Consider the following 12,871-nt stretch of genomic DNA (forward strand, 5'->3'; position numbering starts at 1 on the left):
CTCTCCCCACTCTCCCCACTCTCCCCACTCTCCCCACTCTCCCCACTCTCCCTCATCATCAACTTATGGAAAGGTTTTTGCTTGTATTCTCCATAACAATTTTTTCTATTTTTCTCGACTTCAGAGGGAAGAGTGGAATATAAATTGCTTATATATCTCTATCTTTTTAGAAAGGAAGTTTATGTCATTTTTTGAAGTTTCACCTGTTTATAAATACGCTCACAAAGCCCTTGATTATCGCTCTATGCGACAAGATCTTATCGCAGGAAATATCGCAAATGTGGATACTCCATTTTACAAACCCCGTGATATTGACTTTGAATCCTATCTTGCCAATGCGATGAATGAAGAGTTTGGCAGAAGTAGAAAAACAGAACTTCAAATGGCAGAAACTAGCTCAAGACACCTCTCCCCACTAGAGGAGAGAGTGCAAGGTGGAACGATATTTTTTAGAGATGGACATATGGCAAGAAATGACGGCAACAGCGTTGATCTTGATGTAGAAACAAGTGAAATGGGAAAAAACAGCGTTATGTATCAAGCACTTGTAAGTGCTCTTAAGAAGCATAAGGGGATTTTCGCTTATGCAATTGATTCGACAAAAAACATTTAAGGACTAAACAATGGCTTTTTTATCTAGTTTTGATATTAGTGGTTATGGACTTTCAGCTCAAAGAGTGCGTGTCAATACAATCTCTTCAAATATTGCCAATGCAAACACCACAAGGACAGATGAGGGAGGACCTTATCGCAGAAAAGAAGTGGTTTTCAAAGCCATTAACTTTGACAAAATGCTTAATGATAAAATCGCTCAAAGTGAAAACTTCCACAAATACGAAGATCCCCTAGATGAGGGATTGAAAGGCGAGAAAGCTATCCCCTCACTCACAAGCGTGGTGATTGATAAAATTGTGCGAGATGATAAGAATTTTAAGCTAAAATACGATCCAAGTCATCCTGATGCAGATGCCAATGGCTATGTCGCTTATCCCAATGTCAATCCTGTGGTAGAAATGGCAGATTTGATTGAGGCGACAAGGGCTTATCAAGCCAATGTTTCAGCATTTCAGAGTGCCAAGACTATGGCAAGCAATGCAATCACGATGTTTCAAGCTTAAGGAGGTAAAAGATGAATAAATTTGGTGTAATCAACAACGACATTTCTCACATTTCTCAAAACATCAATCAAGCTCCCAAGCAACCTGAGTTTGATCCTCAAAAAGCCAAAAGCTTTGAGAATCTCCTCAAAGACTCCATAAAAGAAGTCAATGCCGAGCAAAAAGTCGCAGAAAAAGCACTTGCTGATATGGCAACAGGACAAATCAAAGATCTCCACCAAGCAGCGATTGCTATCGGTAAGGCTGAAACGAGTATGAAAGTTATGCTTGAAGTCCGAAACAAAGCAATCAGTGCCTACAAAGAGATTCTAAGAACGCAGGTTTAATGCAAGAACCCTCTGACATCAAAACCAAATATATATTTTTTACCCTTGTAGGGTTCTTTGCCATTAGCGTTGCTTTCATTTGCATTATGCTCTCACGCATTACCCCCGACAAACGCCCCATCAATCTCAAAACCACCAAGATAGACTATGCCACAAGAGGCGATATTTATAGCAATGATGGGTTTTCTATGGCGACAAGTGAGAAGCTCTACAAAGTCAGTATCAACCCCAAAAACATTTCCCCTGATAAATTTGAGCTTTTTATCAATCTCTTTTCTATCTATAGTGATATCCCCAAGCAAACAATCCTAGAAAAACTCAAAAACGCCAAAGGCTACACCACAATCTCTTATAATATCCCCACCCTCAAAGCCACAAGCCTAAAGCTCCTCAACTCCAAGCTCAACCAATACAATGTTTTCCAAGAATACGAAGAAAATGGCAAGGTATATCAAAAAATGGGAATCTCAATACAGCTAAGTGGATATAGTCGCAAATACCCCTATGGCGACACAATGGAGCCACTTCTGGGCTACACCCAAAAACTAGAAAACCAAAAAATCACAAAAGTCATCGGAGTAAAGGGTAGTGAAAAAGGAGCAGATGACTACCTCAAATCCAAAAAAGATGGCTACTCCTCAGGCTATCGTGATATAGGATTTACTATCATTGCCAACAACTATTCCACCCAAGTAAGCAAAGTCGATGGACTAAACATCACTCTCACAATCCCTCTAAGACTGCAAAAAAAGCTAGAAGAACTCATCGACACCCAAAACAAAAGACTTCAAGCCAAAGAAATTCTAGTAGGCATAATGGATTCTCAAAGTGGCAAAATCCTCTCCATAGCAAGCTCACAGCGATTTGATCCAAAAAATATCAAAAAAAGCGACTACCCCTCTCTCAATATCTCAGCCACTGAAACCTCATTTGAAGCAGGAAGCATAATCAAGCCCATCATCTATGCAATCCTATTGCAAAAACAACTCATCAACCCCACCCAAGTCATTGACCTCAACAATGGTATCTACAAAATCGGACGCCACACAATCCGAGATGATCACCCCCTCAAAAGTGCTACACCCCCTCAAATCCTCATCAAATCTAGCAATATCGGTATGATCAAACTCACTCAAGAGCTAGGCTCACAAGACTTCCTAGACGCTCTCAAAGCCTATGGCTTTGGCTCTCCCACAGGAATCGACCTCCCCCAAGAAGCACTAGGTGTGCTTCCTGATATTGCCAAACTCAAAGGTTCATATAAAGCAAGTGTATCTTATGGATATGGATTTCGTGCCACTTTTATGCAACTCCTAAGGGCTTATGCAAGTTTTAGTAATGGTGGGCTTCTTATCACGCCCAAAACCATAGACTATCTCTCTAGCCCTGAGGGCGAACGCTACAAGATAAAAACCCCACCACCCACAAGAGTCATCTCCAAATCCACAGCCTTTGAAGTCCAAAAAATCCTCCAAGACATCACCACTCAAGGCACAGGCAAAAAAGCCTATGTTTCAGAAGTGAAGATGGGGGGCAAGACTGGAACTGCAAGGATTTTCATCGATGGCAAATACACCCAAAGATACAATAGCTCCTTTTTTGGCTTTGCAAGTGATGAGAGAAAATCCTACACTATAGGAATCGTCGTCTTTGACCCCAATGTCAATGAAGGATACTATGGCAGTCAAACCGCCGCACCGATATTCAAAGAGGTAGTAGAACTCCTCATCAAAGAGAAATATCTCAAAACTTCAAAAAGTCCTCAAACTCCCTAGATACCGATATTTGCCCCCCCCCCCCCACTGAAAATAAGCTTTGTTTTATCCATTTTTATGTTTGCTATTGATTTAATTTTGCTAAAATTTCAAAATTTTAAAATCAAAATTCTCAAAAGGAGAAAAAAATGAGAAAATACAACAAGAAAAATACAACTATGGGGGGGGGGGTAGAGCAAAAATCTAGCTTCAAACCCCTTATCGCAAGTTCCCTTGCTTTGGCTCTTGGAGTCAGTGTAGCAATAGCACAACCAACTGTTACAGGTGGGAGTATTGGAGACAGCATAACTTGGACTGAAAATGATGGGTATGACACAACCTCTACAAGCACAATCACAGCACAAGGAGGAGTAACTACGACGCTTACAAGTACTCAAGGGATCAAGATAACAAATGGACAAAATGCTAATGGGACTTTAACCATCAGTATGGGTAATACAAAAAATGCGACAAAATTTATCCTTGATTTAAGCGATGTAAGCTCAGAGAAAGCTTTTGTTGGAAATCTTACGGTGTCAGGATCAACCTATGATGGCAATCGCCGTTTTCAAGGGATTTTTGGTAAAGATTTTGTAGGAAATATCATTCTTAATAGTGGAGGATATACCAATACCGATAACCCTTCTCTTATTTTCAATAATGGAGCAAAACTTGAAGGGAATCTAACAGTCAGCTTTGAAGACACCTATATTACATTTAGTGGAAAAAACGACAGCGATGAAAGTGGTAAAATCACAGGGGGTGTGACTAAAAATAGTTCAGGCAATCTAACTATCGATTTTGATTCGACAAAGGGTGGAAGCATTGGAAGCTTTACTGCCACCAATGGAAATAGCACAATCAATAATCTTACATATATTTATAACAATAATGGCACCAATGCCAATGATGTTGTTACTATTAGTGGTGGAACAAATGTTTTAAATTTCCTTGACAATGGAGTTATCACAGGAAATGTCAACTTCTCTAGTGGGACAACCACTATGACAAATCTAGCTACAATAAATGGCAATATCAAAGCCACAGCTCCAAACAGCCCAGGACGCAACAACTATTCAACACTAACTCTCTCCGATACCGTAGTAAATGGGGATATTATTCTAGATAAATACACATACTACAACCACTGGACTTCAATCTTTGGCGTTAAATCTGCAAATAATATTAAAACTATGGGGGAATTTAATTGGCAACAAACAAAAAAAATGTTGATTGTTTTTAGCGACTCAGATGTGAGTGTAAAAGGAAATATTCAAAGTATAGATGAGGCAATTACTGAACTTGTATTTTCTCAAGCCACTTCAGCCACACTTCAAAGCAATGACAATAGTGCAATCAATATAACAGCAAATTATCGTGAACAGGGCGGAGCAAGTGGAAACTATTCAAAAAATGTCTTAGTCTTTGGAGCAAATACCACAGCCAAGATTGGCACTATGTCTAGCTCAGGAGATTACGGATGGAGTCCTTCTCCGGGGTATTCTTTTAATGCCCTAAGCTTCAATGATGATACAGCCAACTTAGCATCAATCAATAAAATGACTTCGACACGCTCCTATAATATAGTTGGCAAAAATCTTATGACCTATAATTCCTCAAATTCTTCTATTACCTATAATACCGCTCTATTTGGAGATGGTGGATATAGACAAACACACTTTAATGGCTCTGTCACTGAATTTGTGAAATCCACTCATTCAGCTAGTGGGACTTTTACCTTTGGAGACAATAGTGCTGATACAGTCCCTGACGCAATTGTTGCAAATCTTGAAGGTAAAAACTACATCAACGCAAATGGAACCACAACAATCAAAGGAAATATCCTCTCCTCTGTCACTTCTTCAAGCGGTGCTACTAGTGGGCACAACAACCTCATTGTCCTCACAGGAACTTCAGCCACACTTGGAGAGGACAGCAAGGCAATTTCTATCAAAGTAAATAATGGAGGAAGCTATAGTGTTTATTCAAACAATACTCTCCTTCTAGGAGCTACCACAAACACTCTTAAACTCTCTGAACTATCAGTCACGACAGGTTGGCCTGTTTATGGTGACAAAACGAAAAACTTCAATGCCCTAAGTATCAATAGTGGAACAACAACAGCCAATATCCAAACAATTAGCTCAAGCTATGGAAGCAATATCATTGGAAAAGATCTTATCATACAAGGAGATAGCAGTGGTAGTGGCAGTGGTTACAACACAGCATTATTCACAGGCTCTAATAATGGGGAAATAAAAAGTAGCTTTGCCACCACATTTATGTCCAATGTCTATACAGCAGCAGGGACTTACACTCTAGGGGACATTACAGCAAACGATAATGGGACAAACTATATCAATGTCAATACCTTTACAATCAGCTCACTTAATGCCAATGGTGGAAGCAATCATATTGGATTTACAGCCAACTCTCAAGTTACAGGCAGTATCTCCAAATCAAACAGTGGAGCAAACAACTTCACTTATCTTGCAGACAATGCCACCCTCACCCTACAAGGCTCAACTAACGCTATCTCCACCCTCACAGCCTATGCTCCTAGCACTAGAGCTTCAGCAACTTCAACTCTTACCATTGATGGGACAACTCAAGCCAATAACACAACCATCGATAGTGTTATAAATGGTGGAAATCTAGTGGTAAATTTCAATGGACAGGGAACAGATAAGAGTGCAACCCTAAAAATCTCTTCTCTCACTGGAGATACTCTCAAAGCTATCACTCTAGGAGACTCTTCTACAAACAACACCCTAGATCTCACAGCTCTTAGAAACACAACAATCTCTGAAGCCATCAGTGTAGGAGCATCTCAAGGGTTAAATATCAACCTTACAAACACAGCCCTTACTACAAATGGCTGGAGCAATGCAGGAACTTCGGTTATCAATGTAAATGGAAGTGCCACAGCAAACTCAACTCTCAAAGGTGGTAATGTAGAGCTTACAAGTCTAAACCTCAATGCCACTACAAGCACATCAATGACTTTGCAAAACACCTCCACAACTATTGGCACACTCACTTCTAGCTCAAGCTCTACAAATGGTAATACCCTTGCTCTTGGCTTTAGCTCTCCTAGTATCACCACACAGACAAACGATGTCAGTGCAACGATTACAAACAAGGTTGATGGATCTAACCTCACTCTAGTCTTCAATGGTGGAGAGGATAGAAGCACATCCCTTACCTTAAATAGTGGAGATAATACTTTCAAAGCCCTTTCTCTAGGAAGCAATCAATCCACTCACAACACTCTAATCCTCAATAATGGAAAAACTACGATTGAAGGCAATATCTCTGTAGGAAATAGTGCAACTCAAGAAATAGCTTTCAATCTTGCAAATGGCACAGAGTTAGCCCTTACAGGAGGATTGACAAAAGGAGATAATGGCTTTGCAAACCTCAATGTCCTTGCAAACTCAAGTGCGACTCTAAGTGGTGGAGGAGTGGGGCTTACAAATCTCAATATGGGCTTAGACACATCTGCCTCTTCTCTCACTTTCAAGAATACCACGACAACTATTGGCACTCTCACTTCCAATGCCACAGCCACTCAAATCAACACTTTGATTATGGGAGAAGGCTCTAGCAATGTCACAGTGAATAACACTGCAAAGGGAACGAAGTTTAATCTCACATATAATGATGGGACTACAAATGGAGCTAAAACCTTCACTCTCACGGGTGGAGAGAATGCCATTAAAGAGATTTTGGTGTCAGATAGTGGTGCAAATACTCTATCAGTTACAGGTGGAAGCACCACGATTGATACAATCACTGCGGAAAATAACAACTTCACACTTGCCCTTAGCTCCAACACAGATGCTTCCAATCCAAGTAGCACTCTTGTCACAGTCAATAGTGCAATCAGTGGAGGAAATGTAACTTTCAGCGATGGGATAAATCCAGCAGATCAACTCCACTTCTCTACTCTCCTCCTCAAAGGAGCAAACACAATCGATAGTATGACAACAAGTGCAACCAATGCAAAGCTTGTTATGCAAGATACTGCCACAGCTGATATTGCAGATTTCACTTTTGGCCCTAGTGGTGGTTATATGCTCCTTGGATTTGAAGGAAGTGGAGATTCTACAATCACTCTAGGTGGCAATGGGACAACAGTGGGAGCTGGTCAAACTCTAGGAATCTCTATCGGTGGAAGAGGACAGAGAGCAATCAAAGTTTTAGCCAAAGAAGGACAAAGCATCTCATTTGGCTCTGGCTCAACTCTAGTTGTAGATTTCCAAAGAACACAAGCAGGAGATAACATCACAGCTACTCTAGGTAATAATAGTGGCTTCACAATCGATAGTGGAAGCAATAGCATTATCAACCTCTATGGTGGTGAAGGGCAATCAAGACTTGATGGAAGCATCACACTGAGTGGAGGAACAAACACAATCAACTTCCTTGATACTGCCACAATGGGTACAGATGTTATCACTTTAACTAATGGAACAAATATCATCAATGTCTATGGTGCAGAGAGTGCAGAGAAAGCTATCACAGGAACAATGGGAGTAAGTCAAATAGGAAATGTAGATAACACAATCAATCTCTATGATTACTCAACACTCAAGCTTACAAATGGAAATGATATAGGAGAGCTTAAAACCACAGCCAACAACACTCTCAACTTCCTAGGAGACAATGCTACACTTCAAGGTGGGTTTGGACTAGGCAGTGGTGGTAGTGGAACAGCTACAATCAATGTGGGAAGTAATAACACCACAACAGGAATCAGTGGATTGATTACTGGAGATGTAAGCGATGCAAGTGTGATCTTTAAAGGAACTCTAGATAATGGAGATTCCTCCAAGCTCACTTTGAAAGGAGCGACAAATACCCTCACAGGATTGACTACAAACTCTACCAATGCTATCCTAGTGCTTGATGCCTCACAAGGAGATATCACTACAACACTCAAGACAGGTGATTTGAGGATTGATGCAAACAAATCTATCACAATTGCTTTACATAGCACCAAAACCTCAAACAATGACGCAACTTTTAATGTCTCTAATGGAAATATTGTAGTGTATGGAACTCTAGGTATCGCAATCAGTGGAGATGGAGAGGGAAATAGAAGCATTACAGCAAATGGTGGTGCACAACCAAACTTCCAAGATGGCTCAACTCTAAGAGTAGATTTCCTATCAGGCTCAAAAGGAAGTGCGACTCTTGGAGGAGAGAATAGTTTTACGATTGGATCAGGTAGAAATAGTGAAATCAACTTCTATGCAGGAAGCACAGCTACACTTGCAGGTGGAGGATTGATATTAGATGGTGGAAGCAACACAGTCAATTTCTATGGTAATGCCACTCTAGGACAAATTCAACTTCAAAGAGGAAATAACACCATCAATGTCAAAGAAGGAGTTACTGCAAAAATTGAAAGCACAGACTCCACTCTAGGAAGTGTAACTAACACCATCAATCTTGATGCCAACTCAATCCTTCAACTAGAAGCAGGCACAAATACAAACAATGCCGATGGCTCAATTGTGACAACTCAAGCAAACACACTCAACTTCAATGGAAGCAATGCTACACTAAAAGGTGGGTTTGGACTAGATACTAGTGGAGGAGTTAATAGTGGTGTCAAAGCACAAATCAATGTCAAAAACACAGGAGCACTCATCACAGGTGATGTCAGCAATGCAGATGTAGAGTTTAGTGAGGTTAGTGGCTCTACTCTCACACTCCAAGGAGCGACAAATACACTCAATGCTCTTGGATCTACAAATACAAACATTACAGGGACAATTATCCTTGATGCTAAGACAAGTGCAGTAAGTGCAACAATCACTTCAGCAGTTGCTGCTACTAGCTCAGTAGGATTGAAGTTTGGTGCTGGAGGAAATGAAAAAACCTTTACTTTCTCAGCTAGTGGTAATAATCTCTCAGGTGTAGAGTTTGATGAGGGTGGTTCGACAAACAATAAACTTGCATTTATCAACAATAACAACACAATCACAAGTGCATTCTCACTTCAAAGAGAACAAGGATTGACTATTGCTCTAGGAGATAGCAATACAAATTCTGGCACAGATCAATCAGTCAATCAAATCTCTTTAGCACTCACAGGAGGTTTCTCCAAAGGTGAGGGAAGTGCGACTCTAAGAGTAGAAGGACAAAACACAGCTGATGCACTCATTAGCGGTGGAGATATTAGCGTTAATTCTCTTACATTGGATGCTACCACTTCAGCTTCACTCACTTTGCAAAACTCTAGTGTAAGCATTGGCACACTTACAGCTCAAAGTGCAAACAATACCCTCAAACTTGATGCTTCAAACGACGCAGTCTCTACAACCATTGCCAATACTCTTGAGGGAGATCAACTCACTATTGCCCTAGCAGGTAGTCAAAACTATACAGCTACCCTTAACCTCAATGGTGCAAACAATACCATCTACACCCTCTCACTCTCAGAGGCAAACAACTTCTTGGTTCTCAACAATGGATTAACTACTTTTTCTAATGATGTAAATGTTGATGTAGATAAAAACATTACTTTCAATCTTGCCAACAGCACAACGCTTGCATTTGAGGGTGATAACACATTTGAGAGCTCAGGAAATGCGACTTTTAATATTCAGGGTGCAAGCATAGCAATTAATGGAGCAATTACTACAAATGGTGGCACAACGACACTAGCCCTCATTGATGGCTCTTCTCTTACACTCAATGATGGAGTATCTACTTCGGGAGGAAACACAAATATTAATTTCACAGGAACTTCTAGTGTCATAGGAGATTTTTCTACAGACACTTCAAATAGTGTAACCACGGCCATCAATCTCTCAGCCAATGCAAATGGAAGCATTACAGGAGATATCAGCAACTCTAATAGTGCAACCACAACATTGACTTATGGTAATAATGCCTCTCTCACTCTAAGGAATGGAACTCAAGGGATTTCTACATTGACTTTGAGTGCTAATAATTCCACAAGCACTCTCAATCTCTCGAATCAGGCTGAAACTACGATTGGCAATGCTTTAACCCTTGATAACTCAAAAAATCTCAATGTCAATATTGATAACACTTCTTCTCTCACTCTAGCAGACCTAACTACCTCTAGTGGGGCATTCAATGCTAGTGGTAATGGTTCTCTTACTGCTACAAGTATCGCAAGTTCTAGCACTTCAGGAAGCAACACTATCAATGTAGGGACATTGACACTTAGTGGCAACCTTACAGCAACTCAAGGAGCTCAGAACAATATCACTGCTGATACTTTGAGTATTGGTGCAATTGTTACAAATGCCAACACTGCGGATAGCAACAAAAACACCATCACAGCTAATACCGCAACCTTCTTAGGCAATATCACAGCAGGAGCAGATGGTGAAGGATGGTTGTCTCAAAACTTCATCACAGTCAATGGTAATGTTACATTCTCAAACAATTCTGCTACTATCCAAGCAAAAAACATTGGTAACACAAACACAGAGAAAACAAATATCTTAAAATTTGGTGGAAAAGTAGAGGGAACAATTGCTGAGCTTACAGCCTTAACTCTAAACTCCAATCAAACAAAAACAAAAAATATTCTTAGCTTTGATGGGAATGATACAAGCACTCTAACAATTACCAATATCAATATCATTACTGCTGATGGCAATAATAAAACTTATGCTTCAGGAAACACCTATATCGGCAAAAACCTCACTTCAGGCAGTGGAGAGAATCTAGCTCTATCTTTCAATGAGAGCAATTGGAGTTCTAGCAATTACACAGCCAACCTAAATCTCACAGTAACAGGCACTATCCTCTCAAAAAGAGGCGGAACAAAAAACTTTATCAATGTAGCTTCTTTGACTGCAGGAACAATCACTAATGATGGTTCAACAAACAATATTGCCACTTCAGGAAACTTTACAGCATCCACTATCCAATCAAGTTGGGGAGGAACAAACAATATCATCATTGGTGGAAATGCAGAAATTGGAACTATTGGCGTTACTGCAGGAAATGGTGGTAATACCAATACTAATAATATTACCTTCTATGGTGCAAACACTCAAAGTGTAGTCAAGGGTGATATTTCTGCTTTAACAAGCACGATAAGCAAAAACAATCTTACCCTCTCAGGCTCAAACGCTACTCTCACCCTTGAGGGCAAGGATACCGAAGCCACAACTCACGCAATCACTACTTTCAATGCAAGTGGAGCAAACACAACTCTTGTGCTTGACAACTCAAAGGTTACAACTGGAGCGATGAGCACAACGATTAGCACACTCAGCAATGGTGCTAACCTCACAGCCACACTCAAAGGAAATGGATCAAGCAAAGAGGCAACTCTAGCTCTCAATGGCGGAACTCTCAAAGCTCTCACACTAGGAGAAGGAAGTACAGGAAATATCCTTGATTTGAGCAATGCTACTTCAGCTTTGAGTATCACAAACCAAGTCAATGTAGGAAATAATCAAGATCTTACAATCAAGCTCAAAAACACAACTCTAGCCCTCAATGGAGGATTAAACACTTCAGGAAATGGCTCAAAAATAGAGTTAGTAGGAGATGATACCAATACTTCAAATGCCACACTCACAGGTGGAGCAGTTGCCCTCAGCAATCTTGCTCTAAGTGCGACAACTTCAAATACTCTCACTATCTCTAGCTCTTCAGCTGTGATTGATAGTATTAGTGCAAGTGGAACTACAAGCAACACTATTGCTTTGAATGGCACACGCACTACAATCAATTCAGCTATTGATGTAAATGATAGTGGTAACAAACCTCTAAGCTTTAATGTTACTAACTCCACTCTAGTGTTTGGCTCAAGTGATAATACGATCACTTCACTCACTTCAAATGGTGGATTAGTCGATCTCTCTGCAGGAGTGAAGCCACAAACTCCATATGCTATGGCTAGAAGCGTTGCATTGGCTTCAAATGGTGCAAGTGCTAGAAATACTCTTACAATCAATGATACCTTCACAGGAGAAGCGACATTCAAACTCTATGCAAGTCAAACCCAATCTGATAGAGTGGTCTTTGGAGCTACACAAGCCTCACAACCTAATGCAACTCTTCCTATTGTTGATAGTGCAGATGACTCTCAACCCACTACACCTAGCCCAACAGGAGTAGCAATCATCTCAATCACAGGTGGAAATGATGTCTTCTCTATCACAGAGAGTGATAAGGTTATTGTGGCTACAAGAACTGATGATAGTGTAGAGATTGTAGGTGGAGAGAGCTATATTGGTGGAGCAAAAGTAGGTGTCACTATTGGTGCAATGAGTGATGATGCAAATACATTCATCATCAAAAATGCTATTGAGATAGAGGCTGATCCTATCTATCAAGAAGTGGCAAGTTCAGCCCTAGCTGTCAATTATGATCTTTACCTTGCCAACTTCAACTCTCTAAATAAAAGAATGGGAGAATTGCGAGATAATGATCACAATCAAGGAGTATGGGCTAGAGTCTTTGGTGGGAATATGAGTAATGACTTTGGAGCAGGTAGTAAGACAGATTATCTCACAGCTCAAGCAGGATATGACTACTCACTTAGTGTAGGAGAGAATGCAAGAAACTTTATGGGAATTGCCCTAGCTTATGGAACTTCTAGCACCAAAGGAAACTCAAGCTATGCAAGTAATAGCAATAATGCAGGACTATCTTTGGATAAAGTCAA

The 12,871-nt window shown here is 40.3% G+C and carries 4 protein-coding genes and 1 pseudogene; all 5 read left to right on the forward strand.

What is annotated here, in order from left to right:
• The first annotated feature begins 181 nt into the window (after window positions 1-181).
• A complete protein-coding gene (flgB, locus tag CQA58_RS08040; RefSeq protein ID WP_115570196.1) occupies window positions 182-613 on the forward strand; it encodes a flagellar basal body rod protein FlgB in 432 nt (143 codons plus the stop codon).
• 10 nt (window positions 614-623) lie between these two features.
• Window positions 624-1,118, forward strand: coding sequence for a flagellar basal body rod protein FlgC (flgC, locus tag CQA58_RS08045; protein WP_115570197.1), 495 nt, complete (start codon window positions 624-626; stop codon window positions 1,116-1,118).
• Window positions 1,119-1,231: 113 nt separating this feature from the next.
• A pseudogene (gene fliE / locus CQA58_RS08050) lies at window positions 1,232-1,444 on the forward strand (flagellar hook-basal body complex protein FliE); the annotation flags it as partial.
• Window positions 1,444-3,219, forward strand: a complete 1,776-nt coding sequence (locus CQA58_RS08055; protein WP_115570199.1) for a peptidoglycan D,D-transpeptidase FtsI family protein — start codon at window positions 1,444-1,446, stop codon at window positions 3,217-3,219. The pseudogene fliE and the gene CQA58_RS08055, both read left to right, overlap by 1 nt.
• Window positions 3,220-3,347: 128 nt before the next feature.
• Window positions 3,348-12,871: hypothetical protein (locus tag CQA58_RS08060; protein WP_147288634.1), on the forward strand; the 9,524-nt coding region annotated here is incomplete at its 3' end.

This window comes from Helicobacter brantae, from assembly GCF_003364205.1.
GTDB lineage: Bacteria > Campylobacterota > Campylobacteria > Campylobacterales > Helicobacteraceae > Helicobacter_G > Helicobacter_G brantae.